General features: G+C 63.2%; 18 protein-coding genes. 6 read left to right on the top strand and 12 right to left on the bottom strand.

Annotation, left to right across the window (positions count from 1 at the left end; translation table 11 throughout):
* Positions 1 to 41: 41 nt before the first annotated feature.
* The 4 genes from AC5RUO_RS12635 to AC5RUO_RS12620 all read right to left on the bottom strand — a co-directional run bounded on the left by AC5RUO_RS12635 (position 42) and on the right by AC5RUO_RS12620 (position 6,775).
* Complete coding sequence (locus AC5RUO_RS12635; RefSeq protein WP_494103788.1) at positions 42 to 1,724, bottom strand: ABC-F family ATP-binding cassette domain-containing protein; 1,683 nt, start codon at positions 1,722 to 1,724, stop codon at positions 42 to 44.
* A gap of 91 nt (positions 1,725 to 1,815) precedes the next feature.
* Positions 1,816 to 3,804 (bottom strand): penicillin-binding transpeptidase domain-containing protein, encoded by a 1,989-nt coding sequence (locus AC5RUO_RS12630; protein ID WP_494103702.1) that lies wholly within the window; start codon positions 3,802 to 3,804, stop codon positions 1,816 to 1,818.
* 60 nt (positions 3,805 to 3,864) lie between these two features.
* Positions 3,865 to 5,322 carry a phytoene desaturase family protein gene (locus AC5RUO_RS12625; RefSeq protein ID WP_494103701.1) on the bottom strand — a complete coding sequence of 486 codons (1,458 nt, stop codon included), beginning with the start codon at positions 5,320 to 5,322 and terminating at the stop codon, positions 3,865 to 3,867.
* Complete coding sequence (locus tag AC5RUO_RS12620) at positions 5,315 to 6,775, bottom strand: glycosyltransferase family 87 protein (protein WP_494103700.1); 1,461 nt, start codon at positions 6,773 to 6,775, stop codon at positions 5,315 to 5,317. The genes AC5RUO_RS12625 and AC5RUO_RS12620 overlap by 8 nt, the downstream gene beginning before the upstream one ends.
* Before the next feature lie 264 nt (positions 6,776 to 7,039).
* Between AC5RUO_RS12620 and AC5RUO_RS12615 the strand changes: the two genes are divergently transcribed.
* The gene (locus AC5RUO_RS12615) at positions 7,040 to 8,470 is read left to right on the top strand and encodes a glycosyltransferase family 39 protein (protein ID WP_494103699.1); all 1,431 of its coding nucleotides are present in this window, start codon (positions 7,040 to 7,042) and stop codon (positions 8,468 to 8,470) included.
* 23 nt (positions 8,471 to 8,493) lie between these two features.
* Here the strand turns inward: AC5RUO_RS12615 and AC5RUO_RS12610 are convergent, their stop codons facing one another.
* The 3 genes from AC5RUO_RS12610 to AC5RUO_RS12600 form a co-directional block, all read right to left on the bottom strand.
* The gene (locus AC5RUO_RS12610; protein ID WP_494103698.1) at positions 8,494 to 8,628 is read right to left on the bottom strand and encodes a hypothetical protein; all 135 of its coding nucleotides are present in this window, start codon (positions 8,626 to 8,628) and stop codon (positions 8,494 to 8,496) included.
* 591 nt (positions 8,629 to 9,219) lie between these two features.
* Entirely contained in the window at positions 9,220 to 9,804 is a 585-nt protein-coding gene (locus AC5RUO_RS12605) for a histidine phosphatase family protein (RefSeq protein WP_009357099.1), read from the bottom strand.
* Positions 9,801 to 11,309, bottom strand: a complete 1,509-nt coding sequence (locus tag AC5RUO_RS12600; protein ID WP_494103697.1) for a CCA tRNA nucleotidyltransferase — start codon at positions 11,307 to 11,309, stop codon at positions 9,801 to 9,803. The genes AC5RUO_RS12605 and AC5RUO_RS12600 overlap by 4 nt, the downstream gene beginning before the upstream one ends.
* 207 nt (positions 11,310 to 11,516) lie before the next feature.
* Between AC5RUO_RS12600 and AC5RUO_RS12595 the strand changes: the two genes are divergently transcribed.
* The 5 genes from AC5RUO_RS12595 (at position 11,517) to trxA (ending at position 17,676) form a co-directional block, all read left to right on the top strand.
* Positions 11,517 to 12,017 carry an NUDIX hydrolase gene (locus tag AC5RUO_RS12595; protein WP_058269716.1) on the top strand — a complete coding sequence of 167 codons (501 nt, stop codon included), beginning with the start codon at positions 11,517 to 11,519 and terminating at the stop codon, positions 12,015 to 12,017.
* A gap of 91 nt (positions 12,018 to 12,108) precedes the next feature.
* Positions 12,109 to 14,295 (top strand): murein biosynthesis integral membrane protein MurJ, encoded by a 2,187-nt coding sequence (gene murJ, locus AC5RUO_RS12590; protein ID WP_494103696.1) that lies wholly within the window; start codon positions 12,109 to 12,111, stop codon positions 14,293 to 14,295.
* Between the two features lie 166 nt (positions 14,296 to 14,461).
* Complete coding sequence (locus tag AC5RUO_RS12585; protein ID WP_494103695.1) at positions 14,462 to 16,039, top strand: ABC transporter substrate-binding protein; 1,578 nt, start codon at positions 14,462 to 14,464, stop codon at positions 16,037 to 16,039.
* A 318-nt stretch (positions 16,040 to 16,357) separates the two neighbouring features.
* Positions 16,358 to 17,314, top strand: a complete 957-nt coding sequence (gene trxB / locus AC5RUO_RS12580) for a thioredoxin-disulfide reductase (protein WP_494103694.1) — start codon at positions 16,358 to 16,360, stop codon at positions 17,312 to 17,314.
* Positions 17,315 to 17,349: 35 nt separating this feature from the next.
* Positions 17,350 to 17,676 carry a thioredoxin gene (gene trxA / locus AC5RUO_RS12575; protein ID WP_138137210.1) on the top strand — a complete coding sequence of 109 codons (327 nt, stop codon included), beginning with the start codon at positions 17,350 to 17,352 and terminating at the stop codon, positions 17,674 to 17,676.
* Between the two features lie 4,526 nt (positions 17,677 to 22,202).
* On the opposite strand, the gene AC5RUO_RS12570 is transcribed toward trxA, so the two are convergent.
* The 5 genes from AC5RUO_RS12570 to yidC all read right to left on the bottom strand — a co-directional run bounded on the left by AC5RUO_RS12570 (position 22,203) and on the right by yidC (position 26,938).
* Entirely contained in the window at positions 22,203 to 23,504 is a 1,302-nt protein-coding gene (locus AC5RUO_RS12570; protein ID WP_494103693.1) for a ParB/RepB/Spo0J family partition protein, read from the bottom strand.
* 64 nt (positions 23,505 to 23,568) lie between these two features.
* Complete coding sequence (locus AC5RUO_RS12565) at positions 23,569 to 24,636, bottom strand: ParA family protein (RefSeq protein WP_494103692.1); 1,068 nt, start codon at positions 24,634 to 24,636, stop codon at positions 23,569 to 23,571.
* A gap of 89 nt (positions 24,637 to 24,725) precedes the next feature.
* A complete protein-coding gene (gene rsmG / locus AC5RUO_RS12560) occupies positions 24,726 to 25,376 on the bottom strand; it encodes a 16S rRNA (guanine(527)-N(7))-methyltransferase RsmG (RefSeq protein ID WP_494103691.1) in 651 nt (216 codons plus the stop codon).
* Positions 25,377 to 25,397: 21 nt separating this feature from the next.
* Positions 25,398 to 25,964: a Jag family protein gene (locus AC5RUO_RS12555; RefSeq protein WP_494103690.1), complete on the bottom strand. Its 567-nt coding sequence runs from the start codon at positions 25,962 to 25,964 to the stop codon at positions 25,398 to 25,400.
* Positions 25,964 to 26,938 (bottom strand): membrane protein insertase YidC, encoded by a 975-nt coding sequence (gene yidC / locus AC5RUO_RS12550; RefSeq protein WP_494103689.1) that lies wholly within the window; start codon positions 26,936 to 26,938, stop codon positions 25,964 to 25,966. Before yidC ends, AC5RUO_RS12555 begins: the two co-directional genes overlap by 1 nt.
* Between the last annotated feature and the right edge of the window lie 3 nt (positions 26,939 to 26,941).

The following is a 26,941-nucleotide window of genomic DNA, read 5'->3' as shown; positions in this document are numbered from 1 at the left end:
ACTCTTGAGCAAGTGATCATCAGGATGATCATCCCGGTCGATCAGCGGGCGCGTTCGACCCGCTTCTCGTCCCAAACCGGCTCCGCCGATTCATACACTTTGCCGTCAGAGCCGAACACGAGGAAGCGGTCAAAGGTCCGAGCGAACCAGCGGTCGTGGGTCACCGCCAGGACGGTCCCTTCGAAGTGGTCGATAGCCCGTTCCAGTGCTTCGGCCGAGTGCAGGTCAAGGTTGTCCGTGGGCTCGTCGAGCAGCAGCAGGGTGGCACCGCTGAGCTGGAGCAGCAGGATCTGGAACCGTGCCTGCTGCCCGCCCGACAGGGACTCGTACTTCTGCTCCGACTGTCCGGCCAGGCCGTAGCCGTCCAAAGCGCCGGCTGCGGCTTCACGGCCCAGCCCCGAGCGGTGCTCGTCCCCCCGGTGCAGGATGTCCAGCAGTGTCTTACCCAGAAGGTCGGGCCGCACATGGGTCTGCGCGAAGAAGCCGGGGCGGATGCGGGCCCCCAGTTTGACGGTTCCTTCGTGCGGCACCTCCGCGATGTCCACGTCGGATACGGGCAGGTGCTCCCGCTCCGGGTCGGTGCCGCCGGTGGCCAGCAGCCGCAGGAAGTGCGACTTGCCGGACCCGTTGGAGCCCAGGACGCCCACCCGGTCACCGAACCAGACCTCCGTGGAGAACGGCTTCATCAGGCCGGTCAGTTCCAGCCGCTCCGCAACAATGGCGCGCTTGGCGGTGCGGCCGCCCTTGAGCCGCATCTGCACGTTCTGCTCGATGGGCAGTGCCTCCGGCGGCCCGGCCTCGAGGAACTTGGCCAGCCGAGTCTGGGCTGCGTGGTAGCGGTTGGCCATGTCGGAGCGGAAGGCTGCCTTGTTTTTGTACATGTTGACGAGTTCCTTGAGCTTGATGTGCTCCTCGTCCCAGCGTTTGCGGAGTTCCTCGAAGCGGGCGTTCCGGTCTGCCCGCGCTTCCACGTAGGAACCGAATCCACCGCCGTGGATCCACGCAGCAGCCCCGTTTATGCCGGGCTCCAGCGTTACGATGCGTCCGGCGGCATTGTTCAGCAGCTCACGGTCGTGGCTGATGAAGAAGACAGTTTTCCTGGATTCGTTGAGCCTCTCCTCGAGCCAGCGTTTGCCGGGCACATCGAGGTAGTTGTCAGGTTCGTCCAGCAGCAGCAGCTCATCCGGTCCGGCGAACAGCGCCTCGAGGACAAGCCGCTTTTGCTCACCGCCGGAAAGGCTCGACGCCGGGCGGTGCTGGGCACGGTCGTAGGGGAGTCCCAGCGCGGCCATGCAAACCTCATCCCAGACGGTTTCCACGTCATATCCGCCGGCGTCGCCCCAATCGACGATGGCCTGGGCGTACCGCATCTGGGTGGGCTCGTCGTCGTGCTCCATCATGGCCAGTTCCGCCTCGTCCACCTCGCGGGCGGCGGCAGCCAGCGCCGGCGGGGCAGCGGAAACCAGCAGGTCCCGCACGGTGGATTCGTCCCTGACCTGGCCCACGAACTGGCGCATGATGCCCATGCTTCCGGACCGACCGATGACGCCCTCATCCGGGGTGAGGTCTCCGGCGATGATCCGGAACAGCGTCGTCTTGCCCGTCCCGTTGGGTCCGATCAGCGCAGTCTTGGTGCCGTCCGGAACCTTGAAGGTAACCCCATTCAGCAGCTGCGTGCCGTCAGAGAGGAAGTAATCGATACCGGAAACGTCAATATGGGCCACGTAGTCCATCTTCCCACGCCCCATCCCACGAGTTTTTGTCCAGATATGGCGGCTTGACGGGTTTGGAAGTCGCCATATCCGGACAGAAACTCTAGCCGGCGGCGGTCAGGAATTCCTTGAGCAGCGGACCGGAAGTGGTTGCCCCCAGCCCGCCGTCCTCCACGAAGACGGCCACGGCAAGGTCGCCGTGCACGGCCACGATCCATGCGTGGGTCTTCGGCGGTACTTCATTGCCGAATTCAGCGGTACCGGTCTTGGCGCCAACCGGAGCTCCCGGAACCGAGGACAGGAAACCGGCATGGCCGCTGGTGACGACGGCACGCATCATGTCCGCCAGGGAAGCCGCCTCCTCCGCGTTGATCGGCTGACCGGAAGCTGGTGAAGGAGCTTCGGCAGTTGCCGTGGCCGAGGGCTGCGCGGCGGGAGCAGTGGATCCGCTGGTGGTCCCGGCAGGCGCTTCGCCGCCGTCGGGATTCAAAACGAGCTGCGGCGCAACTGGCGCGCCCTTCGCCACGGATCCCGCCATCATGGCGGCAGCCAAGGGTGACAGCAGGATCTTGCCCTGGCCGATCATGGATGCGGCATGTTCGGTGCCCGAAGCCTCGCCGGGGACAGAGCCCAGGAAGGCCTCCGCTCCAAGGGTGGGCGCCTCCACGGCCAGTCCCATGGCCATGGCGGCAGACTCGAGCTGGCCCTGCGAGACTTTGTCCCGGGCGGCAATGAACGCCGTATTGCAGGAGTGGGCAAACGCGTCCCGTAGGGCAACCGAGCCCAGGGAACCTTCCGGATACCCCTCCGCATTCTTGAATGTCCGGCCATCCACCGTGAGCGTGGGAGTGCACTCAACCTTGGATTCGGGCGTGAGGCCGTTACGGAACATCGCCAGGGAATCAACCATTTTGAAGATCGACCCCGGTGCATACTGGCCCAGCATGGCAGTGTTGTAGCCGTTGCTGCCCGGACCGGATGCGACAGCCAGCACGGCACCTGTCGAGGGCCGGAGGGCGACGATGGCGGAGGCAGGACCCACCTCCGCCAGGGTGTCTTCGGCAAGCGCCTGCAGCCGGGGATCCAGCGTGGTCTTCAGCGCTGTACCGGGTTCCGGCTCCACCTCGAACAGCACCCGGCGGGGGTCGGTTGCCGAAGATTGGATCTGTTCACGGGTCAGGTCGGCGCGCTGGGCACGGATGACGACGGCGTCAGACCCGCGAAGCTGTTCGTCGTACTGCTGCTGGAGCCCGCTGATGCCGGTCAGGTCGCCGGCAGCCAGGGCCCCTTCGGATGCTTCGATCTGCTCGGCCGTGGCCTCGCCCACGGAGCCGAGTACGGCGCGGGCAAAATTCCGGGTGGGTGCCAAGGGCATCGTGGCCGGAATGGCGCGGGCGCCGGGAATGGCGGCGATCTGCTCGTTGGTAATGGTGCGGCCTTCTTCCCGCAGCGTGATCGCCGGAACGAAGGCTTCTGCGCCGGAGGCCTTGACCTGCTCCGTATACGCCGCGGGATCGACGCCCACCAGCGCGGCGAGCTTGCCGGCCGAGTCAGCAGGATCGGCGGAACCGAGCTGGGGCTTGTCGATGCCGACGTTGACCACGGGGCGATAGGTGACCAGGGGGACGTCCCCGGCACCGAGGATATCGGCGCGGGGCGGCGACTGGGCACCCTTGCTCAGGACCTCTGAATCAGCCAGGCCGGGCACCAGCGTGGCGGGGTCCCATACCGTCAGCCATTTATCGCCGGACTTCCTGAACTTGGCTGAGACGGAGTATTTCCATTCCGTTCCGCCGAAGGTCCAGGTGTAGTTCAGCGGCGCGGAGGCGTTGTCCCCGTCGAGGGTGAGCTCACCGGCTGCCACAGAAGGCTTTTGGGGATCGAGGGCCGCGAAGACGGACTTGAGCTGGTCATTGGCGGCAGCAGCGTCCTTGCCGTCAAAGGCCACGGAGCTGATGTCCAGGCCGGAAACGGCAATGGCGAGCTCAGCAGCTGCGGCTTCCGCTCCACTGCGGCCGTCATCGCAGCCAGCGAGCGACGTTCCCAGGATGAGCGCGGCAACAGCAATAGACAATCTCGAATTTTTCCCCATCGCGCCATTATCCCCTGCTTTTGCCGCCGGTTTGGCCTGCATTACGTCAGCGGCGGACGCTTAGCTTCCGCCGCCTGTATTCAGCCCCAGCGCGGGGACCGGCAGACGGAATATGTCCCGTAAGGCATGTGTTGCGGAATGCAGGCCAGGCATTCCCGTGACCCCGGGGCCTGGCGGCGTGGCGGATGAACACAGGTAGACACCGGGCAGGGGAGTGCGCCACGGGACGCGTGACACTACCGGCCGCCGTAACAGGCCCCGCAGGTCCATCGTTCCCACGCTGAAGTCGCCGCCGATGTAGTTGCGGTTGTACTCGGCCAGCCCGGCAGCGGTAACTGCATTCGACTGCACCACGAGGTCGCGGAACGCGGGTGCAAAGCGCTCCAGCTGGGCGGTGACCGTTTCCGTCATGTCCCTCGTTGAATTAGCGGGGACATGGCAGTAGGTCCACAATGTGTGGCGTCCCGACGGCGCCCTGCCCGGGTCGAACCGGGACGGCTGGGCCACCAGGACATAGGGTCTCTCCGGATGCCGGCCCGCGTCGACGTCGTTTTCAGACTGCGCAAGCTCCTCCCGCGTGCCGCCCAGGTGCACGGTGCCGGCGTCCGCCAGCTCAGGGGCCTGCCAGGGAACGGGTCCGGACAGGATGAAGTCGACCTTGCAGGAACCGTTGCCGTAGCGGAATGACTCCAGGGAGGATCGGTAGCGGGCCGGCAGGGAATCCCCGGCCATCTCCAGCAGGCCCCGCGGCGACACATTCAGCAGGGCTGCGCGTGCCTCAGGCAGGTCCACCAGCCTGTCCACTGGTGTGCCCGTGCGGATGACACCCCCGTGGGCGGTGAGGTCCTCCGCAAGCGCCGCTGAAATGGCGGCGGAACCGCCGATCGGGATGGGCCATCCCTGGGCATGCCCCAGGGCGCTGAGCATGAGCCCCGCCCCGGCCCCGGCCAGGGATGGCTGATGCGTTATGGCATGAGAGGCCACACCGCTGAGGAGGGCAGGTGCGTACTCCTCACGGAACCTCGCGTTCCATGCCCGTGTCCCCTGTTCCAGGGTGCGCAGGCCAAACATCGCCGCCGTGAAGGGGTCCCCGGGAATCCGGTACAGCTGGTTTTGCGTGAAGTCCATGACGCCGTCGATGTTCCTGACCAAGGGCGCCATCAGCCGGCGGTACGCTGCACCGTCCCTGCCGAGCTCCGCTGCTGTCCGGTCCAGTGACCGGTAGGCGAGGGCTGCGCGTCCACCATCCAGCGGGGAACCATAGGAAATGTCCGGGCTGACCAGCTTCACCCGGCGGGCCAGCTCAAAAGCCCGGAAGAACGGGGAGGCAAGCGCCATGGGATGCACTGCGGAGCAGACATCATGGAAGTGTCCGGGCTGCATCAGTTCGGAGGTCCGCGTCCCGCCGCCAATGGAGGAAGCGGCCTCGAAGACTTCCACGGACAGTCCGGCACGGGCCATGACAGCTGCTGCGGCCAGGCCGTTGGGGCCGGCGCCCACTACTACTACGTCAGGCATGCGTGGAGTCCTTTCCGGGAAGAACAGGATGTTCGGCGCGGCGCAGGCTGAAGCTGAAGCGGTCCGGAGCACCGGAGAACGGCCCGCCATGCGGGTCATCAAGATGGTGGCGCCGGATGGGGTCGTAGGTGGGGTCGTAGACATCCCAGGTGACCCTCGCCATCAAATACGCCACGGCCACCAGGTGGGCGGCCACCGCCAGAACGTAATACGGCATGTCCAGGTTGTGCTGGGAGGAGCCTGCGCTGGTCACCTGACCAAGGTACATCCACACCGCGGCCCAGTGGAGGCCTTCGATGCCCTGCCACACCAGGAAGTCCCGCCAGCGTGGCCGGGCAAGGGCAAGGAGCGGGATCAGCCACACCACGTATTGCGGGGAGTAGGCCTTGTTGGTGAGGATGAAGGCCGCCACCAGGAGGAAGGCCAGCTGGGCAAGGCGGGGACGGCGGGGTGCCGTCAGCGCCACATAGGCAATCCCGGCACAAAGCAGCACAAGGAATGCCGGTGCGAGCAGGTCGACCGCCACCGGACTTAGACCCGGCCAGCGGAGCCTGCCGGCCAGCAGATTGTAGGCAAACCATGGCGACCCGTACCCCGCATCGCGGTCAGCGGTGAACTGGAAATAGTAGGCCCAGCCGCTGAAGTTGGCCGCCGCGAACGGCAGGTTGACCGCTGTCCAGGTCACAGCTGCGGCCGCGCCGGTCACCAGCAGGGGACGGAACCGGTTTGTCCGCAGGCTCAGCAGCAGGATGGCAACCAGGACCAGCAGGGGATAGAGGTTGGTGGCGGTGGCGAGTCCGAGCAGGATGCCGGCGGGCACCAGCCGCTGAGACGCGAAAAAATACATTCCCACCGCCACCAGGCACGCCGTCCACAGGTCCCAGTTCACGGTTCCTGCGAGGATGATGCCCGGTGCCAGGGCCACCATCGCGGCATCCCAGGGCCGGCGGGCCGAGGTCCTCGCTGTTGCCAGGACCGTGACCACAGCCGCCGCGGCCAGTAGTGCTGCGTTGACGTCGAAGTACGCCAGGATGCGTCCTTCGGAGGCGCCCGTGCCTGGCACCAGCCAGGCGGCAAGCCCTGCAATAAGGGCTATCAGTACCGGGTACTCGAACTGGCTGCCCAGGATGGGGAAGGCGCCGTCTGCCAGGCCGCGGTTCCGGAACAGCTCCGGGAAGTCCGAATAGCAAGTGGCGTAGAACTGGGTGGGCGGCTCCCAGCCGTTGGCGCGGCAGTATCCCTTGAGCAGGACGCCGATCAAGGCTGCGAGAACGGCCAGGAGCACCAGGACCCGCTCCACGGTGAAAGGAGCCGGGGAAATCACGCCCGGCTCCGCCCTGCGCCCCATGGGTCCACCGGCTACCTCGGTGAAGTTCCGCAACAGGACATCGCTGCGGCTGGGAACCACCAGCCGGGACCGTGCCCGGCTCCCCGCAGGCTGGCTTTCCTCCATGCAGTCGAGGTTACCGGGATGCCTCAAGGATGATGTCCCAATTCCTGCGGGCCTGTATCGTCGCAAGGGGTGCCGGGAAAGGCCGTACGCTGTGCCGCGAAGCTTCGTCCCGTCATCCGTCCTTATGACATGCAAGACATGACTTCGGTGCAACCGGCAGTCTCCAGGAGGTAACAGGTGGAAAGCCAGAGGGTCCGCGGCCAAACAGCCTGGCAGGGGTCCGGGCTCGGCTCTGCACCAGATGGCGCCATCCCAATGTGGCGCATGCCGGCCTTTATTGGGCTGCTGGGATTCTGTGCTGCGTTTCTGGGCTCGTGGATCCCGTCCTTTTGGGATGACGAGATCGCCACCATTTCTGCCGCCGGACGGTCTCCCGGCGACCTGCTGCTGCTGCTGCAGTCCGTGGATGCCGTCCATGGGCTCTATTACCTGATCATGCATTTCTGGACGTCCGTCTTCGGTTTCTCCGAGGTGTCCATGAGGCTGCCATCGGCTATGGCAGTGGGTCTTGCCTGTGCTGGAACGGCAGTCATTGGACGGAAGCTGGGATCGGAAGCGGTGGGGTTCGCGGCCGGCCTGGTCCTGGCAGTCCTTCCGCGCATGGTCTGGGCGGGAACGGAGGCGCGCCAGTCAGCCTTCACCGCCCTGATCGCCGTCGCCCTCACCCTCCTGCTGCTCCGGGCCTGGAAGTCCAACCGGGTTCTTGACTGGGCTCTGTACGCCCTCACCGCGGTGGTGGGTGTCTGGATGTTCATGTTCTTTGCCCTTGCCGTCGCTGCCCACGCGGCAGCCGCCATCATCCTGCGGCGGCGCATGGTGGCCACGTTGGTGGCTGCATCGGCGGCGGGCATCTGCGTGCTGCCGTTCCTTGTCTATGCCCTGGGGCAGAAGGCCCAGGTGGACTGGATCCAGAACCGGTCCCTGGCCCAAAACCTGATGACTGCCGCAGTTAAGCAGTACTTCTACGGCGATGACCGGCCCACCGGCAACATGCCTCCCACATGGATCCTGGCATTCGTGGTGCTGTTGGGTGTTGTGGAGGTTGCGCTGGTGGCACGGGGCCTGTGGAGGGCGCGCGGAGACGCAGCACTTCGTCCTCTGGTTTGGCTGGGCCTGGCCGGCGTGGGCGTGCCCGTCGCGGGGCTCCTGCTGGTCAGCGTCATAGCCCAGCCCGTCTACGTTGCACGGTACCTGACGTTCACAGCGCCGGCATTCGCCCTGCTGGTGGGACTGGGTATCACGCGCCTTCCGGCTGCCCGAAGGTGGCTGAGGCCCCTTGCGATGGCCGCGGTGGTTGGGTGCAGCCTGGTCCCGCAACTCACGCTCAAGAGCCTGGTCAACGAACCCGCGGACACCGAACGGCGGATCGCTGCCCTGCTGGACCAGCAGGAACCGCAACCCGCCGCCCTGGTGTTCGACGAGCCCTACCTCCGGGACATGGTCCTCGCCTATCCGGACGGGTTTGAAGGCATGGAGGACCTGTCCCTTGAGGAAAATCCGGCAGAGTCGGGGACCCTCTGGGGTGTGGATGCTCCCGTCACAGCCGCCGAACTGAAAGGCCGCGGGAACGTCTTGTTCGTCGGGCTGGGTGAAGGCACTTTCCATGATCTTTCCGCCTTCGCTGCCGCAGAATGCAGGGAAACCCGCAGCCAGCCCTTCCAGCGCCTGGTCCTTATCTCCTTCGCCTGCTCCTGAGAACCGAAGGCCGGCCTGAAGCCTCAGCGGAGGCCGCCAATTTGCTGGTGCATCAGGACGAAGACGTCTTCCCGCTGCTGTTCCAGCAGGTTCCTGTTGAACTGCTTCCTGGCGGGCCGCCGTACAGCGGACAGGAGTTTCCGGATCTTCCGGACCATGGTTTTCACCTCCTATTACAGGTATGCCGGCCAAAAGGCAGCCCGAAGAAGGGCGCAGCAAATTGACCGGTGATAATGAGGAAATTGCGGCAACAATTGATGCCGGAAATACCAGGAAAGTAATTAGGGATTTCCGGGCGTCAGAAAAGTGCCGGACAGGCTGCGCACCGCAGGCGGGGGCAGGTCCACAGTGGGTGCTGGCAGGCAAGGGCTGCGGGGGCAGAAGGCGGGATACCGAAAAGCCACCGGAGCAAGCGGGAGCCGCGGATGCCGCTGCTTATCCCCGCGGGCTTCGCCGCCGTCGGAGATCAGCAGGCGGCGGAACGGCTAGCCGCTAGCAGCCTGGAAAGCCCCAGGACAGGTGCGCATTATGCGCCGAGGCCGGGGCGGCATTGATGGTGGTCTTCCGTCCGCCAGTCAAAGTCATCATTTCTCCCAACCTCCTTTTCTCCTGTTTGCCGCAATGAAAGCGTGCAGCCGGGGCGCTGACCCCGGGCTAATTGCCTTGGGACAGGAATAAAAGTACACCACTAATCCGCAGTTGACTACCTAATTCCGGAAACCGGCAAAAGAAATTCGAAAAGGGGAATGCTAGAGGCCCCAGCGCACAATTGCCGGAGTCTTCTTGTCCCAGCCAAGGGTGCAGACTTTCGCCGTTCCAAGAATGAAATGCCGGCCCTCGGTGGGCGGCAATTCGAGCCAGCGGGCGGTCAGGATCCGGGAAAAGTGTCCGTGCGCCACAATGAGCACGTTGTCCATCCCCGATTCCAGGATCCGGCCAATGATCTTGTCTGCCCTTGCCGCCACCTCGTCGAGCGTCTCGCCGTTGGGAACGCCGTGCGTCCAGATGAGGTAGTCGGGATTGTCCTTGCGGATCAGGTCGGAGCTGATGCCCTCGTAGTCGCCGTAGTTCCATTCCACGGCCAGCGGTTCGTGCTGCGCGTCCGGAAAGCCCGCAAGTTCGGCAGTGCGCCGGGCCCGCCGCAGGGGCGAGGTGAGCACCAGGTCGAAGTCCACGGCGTCGAGCACCTTCCGGGCCTCTACGGCCTGCTGTTCGCCTTCAACCGTGAGCGGGAGGTCCGTCAGTCCGGTGTACTGGCCGCTCTTGGACCATTCGGTCTCGCCGTGGCGCAGGATCCAGAGCTGGGGGCGGGGGGCAAGGGCGGGATATGTCACTTGGTCTCCTCAGAGGGGGAAGGTTCGACGACGGCGGGAGACCCTGCGGGATCCGCTGCAGCAGGTGCCGATTCGGGCTGCCCGGCCCACCAGCGCAGCAACCGGGCCTCCGCTTCCTCTGTTGGAAGGGGTCCGTGTTCCATCCGCTCGTTAAGGAGGAACTTGTAGGCCCTGCCCACGACGGGCCCGGGCTTGAGGCCGAGCACCGCCATGATCCGGGCCCCGTCGAGGTCCGGCCGCACGGCATCCAGGGATTCCTGTTCCTTCAGGGCAACAATGCGTGCTTCGAGGTCGTCATAGGCGAAGGCGAGCCGCTCGGCCTTGCGCTGGTTCCGGGTAGTGACGTCGGACCGCGTCAGCCGGTGCAGGCGCTCCAGCAGCGGTCCGGCGTCGGTGACATACCGGCGGACGGCTGAATCGGTCCAGCCGGCGTCACCGTAGCCGTAGAAGCGCATGTGCAGCTCCACCAGCCGGGCAACGGCCTTGGTAGTGTCCTTGTCGAACCGGAGGGTCTTCATCCGCTTGGCGGTGAGCTTGGCACCCACCATGTCGTGATGGCGGAAGCTGACCGCACCGCCCGGTTCGAAGCGCCGCGTAGCCGGCTTGCCGACGTCGTGCATCAATGCGGCGAAGCGCAGCACAAAGTCGGGGCCGGGGACAGGGCCGTCCGCATCCGTTTCCAGCTCGGCCGCCTGCTCCAGCACCTGGAGGGAGTGCTGGTAGACGTCCTTGTGCCGGTGGTGCTCGTCGGATTCAAGGCGCAGGGCCGAGACTTCCGGGAGCACGTACTCGGCCAGGCCGGTATCCACCAGCAGGTCCACCCCCACGCGGGGGCGGGAGCCGCAGATGAGCTTGACCAGCTCGTCGCGGACCCGTTCGGCCGAAATGATGGTGATGCGCTCGGCCATCCGGGTCATGGCCTCGCGGACGTCGTCGTGCACCGCCACGCCCAGCTGCGCGGCGAACCTGGCGGCCCGCATCATCCGCAGCGGGTCGTCGGAAAAAGACAGCTCGGGGGCACCGGGGGTGGCCAGAACCGACGCGTGCAGGTCCCGGACGCCCCCGAACGGATCCACCAGCTCCATGGAGGGCAGTTTCAGCGCCATGGCGTTAATGGTGAAATCCCGGCGGAGCAGGTCATCGGTCAGCGACGACCCGAACGCCACCACGGGCTTGCGGGACTGCGGATCGTAGGCTTCGGCCCGGTAGGTGGTGATTTCGATCTGGAACCCGTCCTTGCGCATGCCGATGGTTCCGAAGGCGCGGCCGATGTCCCAGAAGTTGTCCGCCCACTTCTTGATCAGGGCAACCGTCTGGTCCGGTGTGGCGTCCGTGGTGAAATCAAGGTCGGGGGATTTCCGCCCCAGGAACAGGTCCCGCACCGGGCCGCCCACCAGCGACAGTTCATGCCCGGCGTCCACAAAGCGCTGGCCCAGCTCCAGGACCACCGGGTCCACCTTGAAGTCGACGGTGTGGGATTCAGTCTTGTGATGTGCGTGCGCCATAGTTACTTAAGCTTGGCAGAAACCGGCGGCCCGGCAGGCCAAAATACTGTCAAGATCCGGAGGATTCCACCTGCTGGCAGGAAACTGCGTCATATGCCGTCCATGTTGTTGTCATGTTCCGGTCATCACGAACGGGCAACAGTCGTTAGAGTGGACTCCATGGCCCATCCAGTACCGAGCGCTCCAGGCAGGAGGACAAACGCACCATTGCCGTCGGCGATCGGTGCGCACGTTGCCCCTGCCCAGCATTCGGCACCGGCCTCGCTGCCCACGGTGGAGGAAGTCTCGGCCGGCGGCGTGGTGGTGGATACGTCCGACGCCGAGTTGAGGGTTGCGATCATCGCCCGCCTTAACAGGGGCGGACGCCTCGAGTGGTGCCTGCCCAAGGGCCATCCGGAGGGCAAGGAAAACAATGAAGAGGCGGCGGTCCGGGAGATCGCCGAAGAAACCGGCATCGAGGGCAGCATCCTGGCCCCGCTGGGAAGCATCGACTACTGGTTCACCGTCAGCGGCCACCGCGTCCACAAGACCGTGCACCACTACCTCCTGCGCGCCACGGGCGGCGAACTCACCATCGAAAACGATCCCGACCAGGAAGCCGTGGACGTGGCATGGGTGCCCATCCAGGAACTGGCCCGGAAACTCTCCTTTCCCAACGAGCGGCGCATCGCCGACCTCGCCCGTGAGGTCCTGCCCGGACACCTATAGGAGGGCCCGCGTGGCCGTCCCGCAATGTGCCTGCCGCGCTGGCGCCCGGGCGTTGCGGCGATAAGCCCCCGCGGGTGAGACGATGAACTCGATGTCAGCTACCAACTCTCCTTCCGATAACGGCGGCCGCCCGGGCGATGCGGTTCCCGAAGGCGTGCCCCCGGAAGCGGGCGGACCGGACCTTGCCGGGCCGGATAACCCGCAGGTCGCGGCGGGTGCCAGCGAAACCCGGTCCAGCGCCATCATGGCCGCCGGGACCCTGGTTTCGCGTTTCCTGGGATTCGGCAAGACCTGGATGCTCGGTACGGCCCTGGGGCTTGGCTCAACGGTCAATGACACGTTCATCAATGCCAACAATCTTCCCAACCTGATCTTCCTGTTGGTCGCCGGCGGCGTGTTCAACGCCGTCCTGGTACCGCAGATCATCAAGGCCAGTAAAGCGCCGGACAGGGGAGCCGACTACATCAGCCGGCTGCTCACGCTGGCTGTCCTGCTCCTGCTGGGCCTGACGGCCATGGTCACCCTGGCCGCCCCGTGGGTCATCGACCTGACCACCCAGGGCTATTCACCTCAGCAAAAGGCACTGGCGGTCACCTTCGCTTTCTGGTGCCTGCCGCAGATTTTCTTCTATGGCCTCTACGCCCTCCTCACCCAGGTCCTCAACGCCAATGGCGCGTTCGGGCCGGCCATGTGGGCGCCCATCCTCAACAACATCGTGGCCATCGCCGGCCTTGGGATGTTTATCTGGATCTTCGGCACCAATGAGTTCAGTCCCCACACCCTGGCCAACTGGGGGGACACGCAGACCTTCTTCGTGGCGGGCTTCTCAACCATCGGCGTCGTCTCCCAGACCGCCATCCTGCTGATTCCCGTCTTCCGGCTGCGGCTGGGCCTGCGGCCGCGATTCGGCTGGCGCGGCGTGGGACTGGGCCAGGCAGCCAAGCTGAGCGTTTGGACGCTGCTGACGGCCGCCGTCGGACAGCTCGCTTTCCTGTACGTCATGCGCATTGCCACCATCCCGGGCGCGGAGCGGCTCCGGCTGCAGCAGGCCGGCGACCCCGCCGCGGAGCTGCTGCCCGGCAACGCCGTCCTGGAGGTGGCCAGCCAGCTATACCTGCTGCCGCACTCCATCATCGCCTTGTCCCTCGCCACCGTGCTGTTCAACCGGATGACCCGGGCATCGCAGGACGGCAACCGGGACGAGCTGCGCGACGCCCTCTCGCACGGACTGCGGACCATGGCCGTCGCCACCGTCTTCGGCGCCCTGGCACTGTTCGCATTGGCCGGCCCGCTGGGCATGTTCTTCTCCGGCGGCTCCCGGCAAGACGGCGTGATGCTGGCCCAGACGCTCACTATCCTTGCCCTCAGCACGCCGTTCATGAGCGCCAACTTCATGATGTCGCGCGTGTTTTACGCCAACGAGGACGCCCGGACCCCGTTCTACATCCAGCTGCTGCTGGCGGTGGTCTATGTGGCGGGCGCGTTTGCCATCCAGTTCCTGCCGGTGAACCAGATCATCTATGCCATCGCCATCCTTTATATGGTGGGAAACATCCTCTCCGTGGTCATCAGCGCCTACTTCCTGCGCCGGCTTTTGGGCCATCTGGACGGGCCACGGATTGCCAATTCGTATATCCGGATGGGTTACGCGGCGCTGGGCTCGGCGATCGCCGGCGCCGGGGCACTCTGGCTCATGGGCAGCTACAGTCCCGATGGCTTTGCCTGGCAAAACCGCCTGACCGCACTGATCACGGTGGTGGTGGTGGGCCCCGTCATGCTGGTGGCCTACTTCTTCCTGCTCAAGCTGTTCCGGGTTGCGGAGCTGCGCGACCTGCTCCGCCCGCTGCTGGGCCGTCTGGGCCGCGGCACCCCCGCTGCACCTGCCGCGGAAGGCGGGGCTCCGCCGTCGTCCGCTCCGGAGGGGACCCCGTTCGTGGAAGGCGCGTCCGCCGAGGCAGCCTTGCACCGCCCCGAGCGCGCCACCACGTCCGTGGACACCGGCCTAATCCCGAGGATCTCGGGTGAATTTGATGCGGTTTCCTTCCGAGCAGGACCGGAGCCGGAGCGGACGACCGGCGGCGCGGGAACTTACGACGGCGACCGTCACGGCGGCGGCCAGGATAAGTCCGACGACGGGTACCTGCCCGGCGAGGACCAGCCCGGCACCGCACGGGGAGGGCTGCTCCGCGAGCAGATCCCGCTGCCCGGGCGCCGCACCTTCCAGGGGAAGGCCGGCGAGAACCCCTACTTCAAGCAGCGGCGGCGGCGTAAAAAGTGAGTTTCCGGCCGCTCCCGAAGGCCGTTGTCCACGGCGTGCCGGACGCAATCCGCTAGGATCGGAAAGGTACAGGGGGAGTTGCATTCGGGGGCAAGCCACTCGGCGGGTCCCTGAACGGGGGTTGCATCATCTATGCCGGCGACCCCGGACAGTCTAGGAGGAACACGTGTCCAACCCGATCGATGTCGGATCAGTACTGGGCGGCCGCTACAAGGTCACAGCCACTGTATTGGCCTCCCACGACCACGATCTGGTGCTGGACGGTGTGGACCAGGTCCTGAACCGGCCGGTCAGCATCCTGGTTGCCGGTCCGCAGAACACGGAGCAGGTTGCGCAGAGCGCCCGCGAGGTAGCAACGGGTGAACGGCCGGGCACCGTCCAGGTGCTGGACCTCGGCGTGAGTGATGCCGCCACATACCTTATTACCAACCACACATCCGCGGCGGACCTGCTGGACCTTGTTGTCGCCTCGAACCCGCCCTACGTGGAGCCCTTCTTCACGGACACGCTGGGCAGCGAGATCTTCGGCCAGCCCCGCTCCCGTGAGCCTGAGCCCTACGACGAGGAAGACCACGTCGACGCCGGGTACATCAACTACGGCGACAGCCACCAGAGCCAGGTGGACCCCTACCGGACCGCACCTGTTGTGCCGCCCAAGCCTCCCGCTCGTCCCGCCGCTGCACCGGGAAGCGGCCGAAGCGGAGCTTCGGTTATGGGCGGGGCTGCTGCGGGCGGGGCAGCTGCGGTCGCAGGGTCCGCTGCCGGCAAAGCAGCAGCGGGCCACGCTGATCCGGATGCCACCGCCGCCCAGCCGGTGCAGGCAGCATCCAGCGGTTCGGCTCCAACTCCCGCCACAGCCCCGGGCAAGGATGCCACGGATGCCGGTACCGGCAAGCCCAAGGTGTCGCTCTGGTCCGACGACGATTACGCCCAGGCGGACCAGCAGGGGCAATACCACGATGACTCAGAGCCGGAAGATGAACCCCAGCCGGTCAACAAAAAGCCGGCCATGTTCGCCCGTGCTGCAGCGCCTGCGGCTGCAGGCGTCTCCTTCGCGGACCCGGGGGATTACGACGGTGACCGGGACGAGCCTGACCGGGAACCCCGATCCATGCGTTGGCTTGTGGGCGGGCTGCTTGCCGTCGTCCTCATTGCCGGCCTCGTTTGGGCGCTGACCGGCCTGGGCAGCCTCTTCTCCCAGCCGCAGGCAAACAACCCCGCACCCGTGGCCACCACCAGTGCTCCTGAAGCATCAGCCGCGGCAACCCAGGCACCCAACTCTGCTCCACCTGCCGAACCGCCCGCAATCGAAAGTGTTTCGCGCCAGGGCAATTTCGACTTTGCCGCGACCTTCGACGGCGACCTGGTGAAGGCCTACGACGGGAATGCCGCCAGCTACTGGTCAGACATGGAATTCGCCACCGAAAACTGGGGTGGCCTGGCACCCCAGGGTGTGCCGCTCGTGGTCAAACTCGAGAAGCCCGCTACCGTATCCTCCGTCACCCTGTCCCAGCTGGGTGGCTCCGGCGGAAACATCACCGTCTACACCAATGACCGCCCATCCCTGGACGGGGCAAAGGCTGTAGGAACCAGCAGCTTCACGTCGACTGACCTCAACATGCCGCTGGCAGAACCTGCCGAGGCACAGTACGTCATCGTGTCGATTAACTCCGTTCCCAAGCTGGCGGCGCCAAAGACCCGTTATGGGTACGGTATCCGCCTGGCGGAGATCAAGATCCAGTAGCGGCTCCATGAGCGTCCGGTAGTTTTCAGGTAACGGCCCTTTCCTTCGGGGGAGGGCCGTTCCTTTTGTCCACACTGCCGATGGTGCCCGGCCGAGGTGTCGCATCGCGTCATGTTCGGCCCGGCGGCGTGGCATCCTGTCGTCCCGCGCTGTGGGGGGACGGTAATCTGGAAAGAACGCCTGGAGGGGCTGTACTTTGCCGTTCGCCGGCTGTCATCCCATTTCCAGCGCCGGAATATTCAGCATCCAGTAGCAGTTGTGCCATGTGGTCGGCCTCCACCGCGAGGCGCGTCAAGTAAGGAAGAGGTTCACCGTTCAGTGACCATCGCAGAAAACACCGCGTCCGAAGTGCGTGATGTCATCATTGTCGGCTCCGGACCGGCTGGCTACACAGCCGCCGTCTACACGGCCCGCGCCAACCTGAAGCCGCTGCTGCTGGCAGGATCGGTGACCGCAGGCGGTGAACTGATGAACACCACCGACGTCGAGAACTACCCGGGTTTCCCCGACGGCATCATGGGTCCGGACCTCATGGAGAACTTAGAGAAGCAGGCCGCACGTTTCGGCACTGAAATCCAGTTTGAGGATGTAACGGCGCTCGATCTTCAGGGCCCCGTTAAGAGGGTAACCATTGCAACGGGGGAGACCTTCCGGACGAAGGCAGTCATCCTTTCCACCGGGTCCGCCTACCGCGAGTTGGGGCTGCCCAACGAGAAGCGGCTTTCCGGCCATGGCGTGAGCTGGTGTGCAACCTGCGATGGTTTCTTTTTCAAAGACCAGGATATTTCCGTGATTGGTGGCGGTGACTCCGCGATGGAGGAGGCCCTGTTCCTCACCAAGTTCGCGAAATCAGTCACGGTAGTGCACCGCCGTGACTCACTTAAGGCATCCAAGATCATGGCAGACCGCGCGCTGGCCAGCGAGAAGATCAACTTTATCTGGAACAGCACCGTGGAGGATGTCCTCGGTGAAGACAAAGTCACCGGCCTCAGGTTGAAGAACGCCCTTGATGGTACGGAGTCGCATCTTGCTGTCACCGGGGTGTTCGTCGCCATCGGCAACGATCCCCGAACTGATCTGATCAAGGGCGTCCTGGACCTGACGCCCGAAGGAACCATCGCCGTACAGGGCCGGAGCTCCAAAACCAGCATTCCCGGCGTTTTTGCTGCCGGAGACGTCATCGACCCCACCTACCGCCAGGCCATAACGGCTTCCGGCTCGGGATGTGTGGCGGCTATCGATGTGGAACACTACCTGGCTAACGTGCCTGCATAAGTTTGCAAATACGAACCGAGGAGAAAGAGAAGGCAATGAGCAACGCAAAAGATGTAACTGACGCAAGTTTTGGAACGGACGTCCTGTCCTCTGAAAAGCCGGTAATTGTCGATTTCTGGGCTGAATGGTGCGGCCCCTGCCGTAAGCTCGGTCCGATCCTCGACGAAATCTCCGTGGAATACAGCGAGAAGGTCGATGTCGTAAAGGTGAACGTCGACGACAACCCCTCCATTGCTGCGGAGTACGGCATTACCTCGATTCCCGCCGTCTACCTGTTCCAGGGCGGAGAAGTGAAGAGCACGGTCATCGGTGCAAAGCCGAAGCAGTTCTTTGAGAAGGAATTCTCGGACGTCCTGTCCTAGTTCGCTCCTCCGCAGCGAAGCATAGAAGTGGTCATCGCCTCCGGGTGATGACCACTTTTTTGTGTTCCTCGATTTGGCTGTCTACGTGCTTGCAGACGCCGGCGGCCAGCAGCACCTCGGTGGCGGTTTCACGTGAAACGTTCAATTAAGCGGCTCACATTCGATGCACGCCAATGGTCACCCATAGAAGACTTCTCCGGAGCCCAGGTTGCCCCACCAACCTGATTCATGCGACTGCTCTTGTCGCTCCTGTTTGACAGGAGCCTTGTTTCACGTGAAACGCACTCATGCTGACCGCCTCAGAGGTACTGCCTGCGTGATCTTCGCCCCGTCGGGAAATGATGTTTTCCTAGCCCTGTGGCTTCGCCGCCCATGCAAGCACAGTCACGAGTCATCCGCAATGTCGACTCAACGTTGAGCAGCAACACGAAGTCTTGTTCCAAGATCGGTCCCCTTGGCGCTCGGCTGCAAGACCCGTGCCACTCTTGAGAGCCACAGCTGACACAAGAACGCGCCAGCACTAATGTCCAGCGTTTCACGTGAAACAGAGATCATCGCGTCCATCTTGGGGCACACCGTCTAGGCAATACCCTCCGCTCCTAACCCAGGCAGCAACGGCACGGGCGGGCCAGCTGCACGTCACCAGGCTATTCTCCCTGCTCCCCTAATACAAAATGAGTTGTTATCGTAGCGCAGAAGGACCAGCGTGCTGCTACAACGCCTAGCGCCGCGCTCCTCCTGGTCAAACGACGCGACGCAGTACGGGGCGCGCCGCTGCGGAGCGTAGGGTTTTGCGGATGGACCGCTTTGAAGGGCCAAACCTGCCCCGACGGCGGCGCGTCGGAGACCAGTCGCAGAAAGAGCTAGCTCATTCCTCGCGACAGTTCCGTGTGCCGGCAATTTCCGATCTGCTCTGCCAGTCGGCGGTCTGCGTTCCACCTCAACAAAGCGTGCGGGATCGCATTCAGCGCAGGGGGCCACGTGGATGCGGGTACCATATGGGCAACGGCCCCAAATGCTTATCGGGTCAGTCCATTAGACCTATGTAGTCTGTCCCGGTAAGCACGAATCCTCAACGGCTCCGGAAGCAAAGGGGCGTCAATTGCGAAATGAGAGTCTGCGCCGGACCATAGAGCTTGCTGTGCAGACGAAAACGTACCATCGAGCAAGCAGCCTAAAGGTGGAGAGCTGTATGACTGAAAACGCGAGGGCTGCCTGGGACATCAGCCTACTGGTGTGATGGTGTGCCCTTAAGTGAGCCTACTAGCGTGTCTTTAAGTGCAACCAGCTGGCATCGTTCCGCCACGGTCGCTCCACCTGGCAGGATCGTCCAAAGGGGCCGCTCACCTCAAATAGCAGGCCCGACAACGTGACCGTTCATCGTTTGGCCGCTGGATCCTACGGCCGGCCACACCTGGACATGCAGCAGTGGTTAGTGGTCCCCTTCGGGGGCCTATGTTCTGTTTCACGTGAAACAGGCCGCATTCCCGGTGCTGTGAGGTTAGCCAGGCAAGGCATTCAGTAGTGCCAATCCAATGCACACTGTAATTGGAGGCAGGAGCACGAGGATGCCAGCAGCACCAGGAAGGAACACGCACTTCCTGAAACAGACCTCGGAACCTGCCCCGGACCTATCCGCTGGGGCCCCATTACCAGCAGACCCATTGTGCTATTCGTCCAAGAGCTTGCAGCCGCAGCCGCCCCGCAGCCTCTGGCTGCCGGTGAGGTTACCCGTTCAGGGCATCGTGCGATGCAATCACCGGCGGCGACGTAGGCCAGCGCCGCTGCCTCTGCTTCCCTTTGCAGGAACAGTTGGCGTGCCCCGCGGGTACAAGGAGCTCACCGCGACTATGCTCACTCAGACTGTGCTAATCCGGACTGCGCTTACCAGCCTTTGCAAAGGAAAACCGGGATTCAGCCCTTGGGCACGATCCTCCAACCATTGGGGATTCCGGTCCACCAACCAGTACCTTTGGCTAGCTGCGAGCACATGGGCACAGTGGGATGTCGCCTTGATCATCAATTGCAGCTTCGGCGTGTGAGAGATCGGTAGCTTAGGGCTGACCGAGTTGCCGCAGGTTGCCACTGCGTCGCTCGTATCGTGCTCTCCTTAGGTGTTCCGCCTAAGGTGCAGAACCTGCTATTGTGCAGTTCTTTCGCATCAGCTCTCCCTACCGTCCACAACTTATCCACAGCCACCTAGCGATTTTATGCACACTGTTATCCACAGGCCTAGGGATGAGGTGTGGATGTCCGGGGAGCCGCAGTAGCGGTCGTACTCATGGGGCTTCCCGTGCTGGGCTCGCCCTCAGCTCGACCAGGAGTAGTTATTGCTCGATGCGCGCGCCCTTCGGTGTCCCAGCAGCCGCTCTAAATAGGCGCGAAATCAACCGGCGGCGTCTGCACGACGTGTTCAATCGGGGTCCTAGTGCCCCTTCCAGCAGGCTGGCAGTGTTTCACGTGAAACACATGGCAACGGCGAAACAGCTCCATGGAGCAAGTCGACTGGGGGTGACCGGCACATGCCGACCGGCACGGGCGGCGTTTCCCTCCGGAAACGAACGAGAGGGGACAAGGTATCCACCGAGTTATCCACAACAATATCCACCGACGAAATCTATGCTTCTGGACCTGCATACGGCCGGCACCAGCGACGGCCTGACTCACTAAGGGTCATCACCGGGCCCAGGCGAGCGACCGTGGGACACGTGCACGTCACATGTTACCCGTCAGTGGGATGTTCACCTGGGAGTCAGGCAGGCGATCATTCTAGACACCCACGTGCAGCATTCAGCACCTCGTATGGTGCCAGCGGGATGGTGGGCCGCGGCTCCTCCTGCTGGCAAGGATGACCCCAAGGCTTACACGGTGCCCATCATTGTGTTCCGGACAGGCCGAACCACATGTAGTCCGTTCCCGCGGTCTGCCGGCGTGGAGGACATCAATGGTGCACCGATGTCGTGGCCTTGGACTGCACGGCGAGCAACGCAACGCGGCGGGGGACAGCAGTCTTCCACTGAGCCCCATTACTGAGTCCAGATGGATGTGCCAGCCCTGGGTGGTCGTTCAACGAGCCAGACTCCTCTGGTGGATTCGCGAGCCGCAGTGTTGCGGCGCGACGCCGCGGGCAGCTCGAATAGAGGTTTGAGGCTTTAGCTCCGCGCGCACCGGAACGTGATAAGTCCGTCGGTATGGGGACAATCGAGATTGGACCGGTCAGTAGGAGTCTGTACAACACATCGCTGGGGTGAAAGGTCTCTGCCTTCCTAAGTAAGCCCCCGCAGGATAGGAGTGCTGCTGGTTTAGGTACCTATTGCCTGACTGTACATATTCTGGTGATGGCCCAGCCAGCCAACCACCTGTTTCACGTGAAACACTAGTGAGCCAGCGGCAGCGGCAGCTCCGGCACATGAGCTGCGAACTTGGCGTATTGGTGTATGGATCCTTGCGCTTGTCGCGATGCTTCGCTCAAGTCGTATTAGAGAGTCCGTGCAAGCGCGCGGCAAGCGCCCTGACTGCTAGAAGGATGTATCTAGTAGCAGGAGTTCGATACGCCCCGTAACTTCCCGCAGCGGACATTTCGGTTCTCACAATGCTCGCCCGTTTGGTCCCAGACTTCGTGTCCACTCTTGATCACCCCGGTGGGGGACCTGCCTTGTTTTAGAAGTTCATTGGGGGTCGATTTTCCCGGACTAGTTGGGCACAGTTTCACATAAAGCGCGCACGACGGTCCGCACCGCTACATTGTTCATACTCAGAGGTACAAAGGGGCGCCAAGGAAGTTGCCCGGAACCGCCAGATGGTCGGCCGCACTTCACCGGGCGAGCGTCTACAGACGTACATGTCCCTGGGTCAACAACTGTCGGGCCCATGGGAGAAACGGGATCACAGATGGAATTCTCCAATGAACTCTCGCCACGCCTTACACCACCGCACCAAGGGGGACCGCAAGTTCATGACAAATTGAGTTTCCTGTAGCCGCGCGGTTATCCACGCGAACGGGGCTGCTGAGGGCCTCCTAGGGCTAGCCAATGCCATCGGCATCAGCTCACGATTCATCAAGTCCTGCTCGGAACTGCCCGGGAATTGCTGGTGTTCCTTCACTCGCCCGGCGCTGGCAAACAGCTAAAGCTCCTGGCGTACTGCTAAACAACAAAAGCCACAGTGCATTAGGGCATTGCTTTGGCCCTCGTTTCTGCCCCGTCTTACAGCGATAACCGGGGTGTTTCACGTGAAACGGTTCCTTCCCACGGACGAAGGGGACACCGGTCTAAAGCTCAAAACGTCGCTGAAGCCCGAGATGCGCATGGTAGGGGAAAGGCGCATCAGACCTGATTGGCCCTTCTAACCGCGAGAAGAGAGAAAAAATGTGGCACACCGAAAGCAGGTGATGGGACGGTCCAAATTCAAGTCTGGTTCGTGACGCAGATATTGCCGAAGCCGGAGATGCGCGGGACAGTTCAACGCGCCCCAGAAGACGCAAAAAAGGCCCAATTCACGGTGAATCGGGCCCTTCAGAGTGCGGACTAATTCGTCGAACCAGGAGCCAACACATCCATAATGCGGTTCAGGTCCTCAACGCTCGCAAACTCGATGCTGACCTTCCCCTTTCGGACACCCAGGGAGATTTTCACGTTAGTATCCAGACGGTCAGACAGGGAGGACGCGAGGTAGTCCAGCCGCTCATGACGTGCACCAGGACGGGGGATGTTGTTCTTCACTGGCTTGGCGGGATCCTGGTACAGCGTGACAGCCTCTTCCGTGGCGCGCACGGACATGCCTTCAGCAACGATCTTCTGGGCCAGCCGTTCCATCGCCGCAGCATCCGGAAGGGCAAGCAGGGCACGGGCATGCCCCGCAGAAAGGACTCCGGCGGCAACGCGGCGCTGGACCAGGGGAGGAAGCTTCAGCAAGCGCAGTGTGTTGGATACCTGCGGGCGTGAACGCCCGATCCGGTCTGCCAGCTGCTCGTGGGTCGTGCCGAAATCCTCGAGAAGCTGCTGGTAGGCCGCCGCCTCTTCCAAAGGGTTGAGCTGACTCCGGTGGAGGTTCTCGAGCAAAGCATCGCGAAGGAGGTCATCGTCGGTGGTATCCCGGACGATAGCGGGAATGGTGTCCAGCCCGGCCGCTTGGACTGCCCGCCACCGGCGTTCGCCCATGACGAGTTCGAAGGGCTCGCTACCGGATTCCGTTGATTTTCGGACAACAATTGGCTGCAAAACGCCGATCTCACGTACAGAGTGGACCAGTTCCGCCATGTCGTCTTCATCGAAGACGTTTCGCGGCTGTTTCCGGTTCGGATGGATATCCGTGACCGGTATTTCAGCGAACCGGACGCCCGGGACCTCAACGAGCTCTACACCGTCGTCGATCACCGCAGGGGAAGCTACCGGCTCAGCTGCCGACTCCTCCGGGGATGCGTCGTCGCGGGCTTCTGCTTGGACCGGATCCTGGACATCTGCCTTGGCAGGCGAACCCTTGCGCGCCGTACTCTTGGATGCAGCAGCAGCGGCGGGGGAACCGGCCTGCTTCCTGGTCCCGGCAGAATCGGAAGCGGAAGAAGAAGTATCTGCATCCCGCGAATCAGCATCCTGCTTCTTGGAAGGCCTCGACGTGGACCTGGGGGCAGGGGAGGCAATCAGCTTGTCTGCAACGGACTGCGCAGAACCCGCAGCATCATCCGGCGAATCAGTTTTCTTCCGTCCCTCGGGAAAGAAGAGGTCAACCGGGCGGGATACTGCTGCACCGTTGCCCTGCCCGTTGGACGCGGCGGAACTTGGAATCAGCGCGCCAAGACCGCGGCCTAGGCCCCGTCGCTTCTCGCTCATGGATAAATCCCTCCAGTGGTAGAACCAGGCAATGCCGGTTCCGGTCGTTGCAGTTTGAAGATTTCTAGCGTTCTGCTATTTCAGCAGCGGCTTCCAGGTAAGACAGAGCGCCACTGGAGGATGGGTCATACGTCATAACGGTCTGCTGGTAGCTCGGCGCCTCCGAAATGCGGACCGAGCGGGGTACTACAGCGGACAGCACCTGTTGCGGAAAATGCGTGCGAACTTCGGCAGCAACCTGGGCAGCAAGGTTGGTGCGGCCGTCATACATGGTGAGCAGAATCGTGGAAACTTCCAGTTCGTCATTGAGGTGCTTCTGGATCATCTCAATGTTCTTCAGGAGCTGGCTGAGTCCCTCGAGCGCATAGTACTCACACTGAATGGGGATGAGGACCTCGTTGGCAGCACAGAACGCGTTAACCGTAAGGAGGCCAAGGCTTGGCGGGCAATCGATGAAGATGTAGTCGAGCCGCTCCTCAGCGTTCTTTTCACGCGTCTTGGCATAAACATCAATGGCCCGGCGCAACCGCTGCTCGCGCGCCACCAGCGACACCAGTTCGATCTCTGCGCCTGCAAGGTGAATGGTGGCCGGCGCGCAAATGAGCTTTTCAATGTCGGGGCACTGGGCCACCACATCTGCCATCGGCACGTCATTGATGAGGACGTCGTAAATGCTGTCGACATCCGCGTGGTGCTCAATGCCCAAGGCTGTGGACGCGTTGCCCTGCGGGTCGATATCGATCACCAGGACGTTCAGTCCGGCTGCTGCCAGTGCGGCCGCAATGTTTACGGTGGTGGTGGTCTTTCCCACCCCACCCTTCTGGTTGGAAACTGTGAAGATCCGGGTTTTCTCCGGCCGGGGAAGCTTACGGCCCATGAGGCGCTCCCGGCGCTTGGTCTCGTGCGCGAGTTCGCGGGCGATAGGGCTGGAATCATCAATTGCATCAATAATGTTGGACCTACCGGCTGGAGTTGTTTCACGTGAAACCAGGGAGGCCGAGCCCGAATTCGCTACCGATTGGGGATGATTACCGCCCCGGCCTGAGGCAAGGCCCGGCCCAGTGACGGAACGAGCTGACCCCAATGACACAAACGGCGGTATCCGTTGTGCGGAGGCTTCACTACTGGTCACTGGGGCACACTCACTCTCGTTCAGCCATTTTTGCTGCCGTTGACTAGCCTAACTGCTCGGCCCGGCAGACTACGGCTACCGGGCCAGGACTAGGACTTCTTTTGGGACTTGTTTACAACGATGCGCACTACCGTGGTGGGTTCCTCAAGCAGGTTGTCACCCACGGTCAGGACTGACGTTTCAACGCCGCCCAGTTTGCGGATCACCTTGGCGGCTTTTTCGATTTCTTCGCCGGCACTTCGTCCCTTGATCGCAACAACTTCGCCCTTGCCGTTCAAGAGGGGAATGGTCAGCCCGGCGAGGCTGCTCAGTGCGGAGACTGCCCTTGCCGTCACCACGTCGGCGTCAACATGCCCAACAGCCAGTTCTGCACGCGTTCGCATCACGGTGACATTGTCCAGCCCGAGATCGTCCACCACCTCCTGGAGCCATATAACCCTGCGTTCCAGGGGCTCTATAAGGGTCAGTTCCAGGTCGGGCCGGGCAATGGCGAGGCAGAGACCGGGCAGGCCGGCCCCGCTGCCGACGTCGGCCACATGGCTGCCCTGCGGAATCTCACTCTCGATGACGGCGCAGTTGAGAACATGCCTGCTCCACAGCCGGGGGATTTCCCGCGGGCCGATAAGGCCACGTTCAGTTCCCGAGGTGGCAAGATGCTCAACGTAGCGCTTGGCCAGATCAAGGCGGTCGCCGAAGATTTTTTCGGCGGCCAAAAGCTCAGTTGCCGTGATGTCAACCATGTTCAGCGGGCCAGCAATTCTCTAGTCTGCGGATACAACAATGTGGCGTCCGCTGCCTTCGCCCTCGGACTCACTGACAAGCCCCAGATCTGCAACGGCGTCGTGGACGATCTTCCGTTCGTAGGCGCTCATCGGCTCCAATGCCACCGGCTTGCCGCTTTCCTTCACGGCAGCAGCGGCGTCCTCAGCAATCTTCTGCAGGTAGCCGGTGCGCTCCTGGCGGTACCCGTTGATATCAAGGACCAGCCGCGACCGGTTCTCCGTTGCGGACAGCACCGCAAGGCGTGTGAGCTCCTGGAGTGCTTCCAGAACCTCGCCGTCTTCGCCCACCAGGCTCTCCAGGCCTTCGGTTTCTTCCTCGGCAACGATCGAGATGTAGGTGCGGCCATTGCGGACCTCGATGTCGATATCACCGTCGATGTCGGCGATGTCCAGCAGTTCCTCAAGGTAGTCCGCCGCGATGTCGCCCTCTTCATCGAGACGGCTGACAGCGGACACCTTCGGGGAGGAAGTCTCTTCGTTCAAGGACTCGTCCTGGTCTTCGATCATGTCTTCAGAAAGGGCGTGTTCGGTGCTCTCGGCTGACATTACTTCTTCTTCCTGTTCTTGCGCTGTGGCTGGACACGCTGGCCCTTGGGTTCGGCGATGGCTGCCGCCGCGGCGGCATCGGCCTCGTCTTCCTTCTTGCCGCTGAGGATGGACAGGGCCGGCAGGCCCTTGGCGGCACGGCGCTCGGCGAGGGCCTTGGCGGCGGGGGATCCCGGCGTCGGCATTCGGCGGATGACAAAGAACTGCTGGCCCATGGTCCACAGGTTGGTGGTGGTCCAGTAGATCAGGACACCGATGGGGAAGTTGATGCCGCCCACACCGAAGACGATGGGCAGGATGTACAGCATCATCTTCTGCTGGCGCATGAACGGGCTGGCCATAGCCTCTTCGGACATGTTCTTGGCCATGATCTGCTTCTGGGTGATGAACTGCGACGCCGTCATTGCAAGGATCATCAGGATCGAGAGGATGGCAACAGTGATCTGGTTCTCGCCACCGCCACCGTGCAGCAGCGTGGCATTCAGCGGTGCCCCGAAGATGGTGGAGTCGTCAAACTGCACTACCTGGTCGTGACTCATGGCACCGATGCCTTCGCCCTTGTCGCGGGCACCCGAGATGCCGGACAGGACGGTGAACAGCGCGAAGAAGAACGGCATCTGGATCAGCATGGGCAGGCAGGCCGAGAACGGGTTGGTGCCGTGCTTCTTGTACATAGCCATCTGTTCCTGCGCCATGGCCTGGCGGGACAGCTGGTCGGTCTTGCCCTTGTACTTGTCCTGGAGCTTCTTCAGGTCCGGCTGCAGGAGCTGCATGCCGCGCTGCGCCTTGATCTGCTTCACGAACACGGGAATCAGGGCGGCGCGGATCACGAGCACCAGCCCGATGATGGAAAGAGTCCACGTCCAGCCCGATGCCTCGGGCAGGCCGATGGCAGTCAGGCCCTCGTGGAAGCCCACCATGATGATGGACACAAGCCACTTGAACGGAAACATGATTGTTTCAAAGAAGTCCATACT

It is taken from the genome of Arthrobacter sp. Y3221087 (assembly GCF_059089905.1).
The sequence above is the reverse complement of the archived record's forward strand: the minus strand, read 5'-3'. Positions and strand labels throughout refer to the sequence as shown.

Excerpts from the sequence above, each read along its gene's own strand:
- trxA (WP_138137210.1), top strand. The coding sequence starts at position 17,350 with ATGAGCAACGCAAAAGATGTAACTGACGCAAGTTTTGGAACGGACGTC.
- AC5RUO_RS12620 (WP_494103700.1), bottom strand. The coding sequence starts at position 6,775 with ATGGAGGAAAGCCAGCCTGCGGGGAGCCGGGCACGGTCCCGGCTGGTG.
- AC5RUO_RS12610 (WP_494103698.1), bottom strand. The coding sequence starts at position 8,628 with ATGGTCCGGAAGATCCGGAAACTCCTGTCCGCTGTACGGCGGCCCGCC.
- AC5RUO_RS12615 (WP_494103699.1), top strand. The coding sequence starts at position 7,040 with ATGCCGGCCTTTATTGGGCTGCTGGGATTCTGTGCTGCGTTTCTGGGC.
- AC5RUO_RS12555 (WP_494103690.1), bottom strand. The coding sequence starts at position 25,964 with ATGTCAGCCGAGAGCACCGAACACGCCCTTTCTGAAGACATGATCGAA.
- AC5RUO_RS12570 (WP_494103693.1), bottom strand. The coding sequence starts at position 23,504 with ATGAGCGAGAAGCGACGGGGCCTAGGCCGCGGTCTTGGCGCGCTGATT.
- AC5RUO_RS12630 (WP_494103702.1), bottom strand. The coding sequence starts at position 3,804 with ATGGGGAAAAATTCGAGATTGTCTATTGCTGTTGCCGCGCTCATCCTG.
- yidC (WP_494103689.1), bottom strand. The coding sequence starts at position 26,938 with ATGGACTTCTTTGAAACAATCATGTTTCCGTTCAAGTGGCTTGTGTCC.
- rsmG (WP_494103691.1), bottom strand. The coding sequence starts at position 25,376 with ATGGTTGACATCACGGCAACTGAGCTTTTGGCCGCCGAAAAAATCTTC.
- murJ (WP_494103696.1), top strand. The coding sequence starts at position 12,109 with ATGTCAGCTACCAACTCTCCTTCCGATAACGGCGGCCGCCCGGGCGAT.
- AC5RUO_RS12600 (WP_494103697.1), bottom strand. The coding sequence starts at position 11,309 with ATGGCGCACGCACATCACAAGACTGAATCCCACACCGTCGACTTCAAG.
- AC5RUO_RS12625 (WP_494103701.1), bottom strand. The coding sequence starts at position 5,322 with ATGCCTGACGTAGTAGTAGTGGGCGCCGGCCCCAACGGCCTGGCCGCA.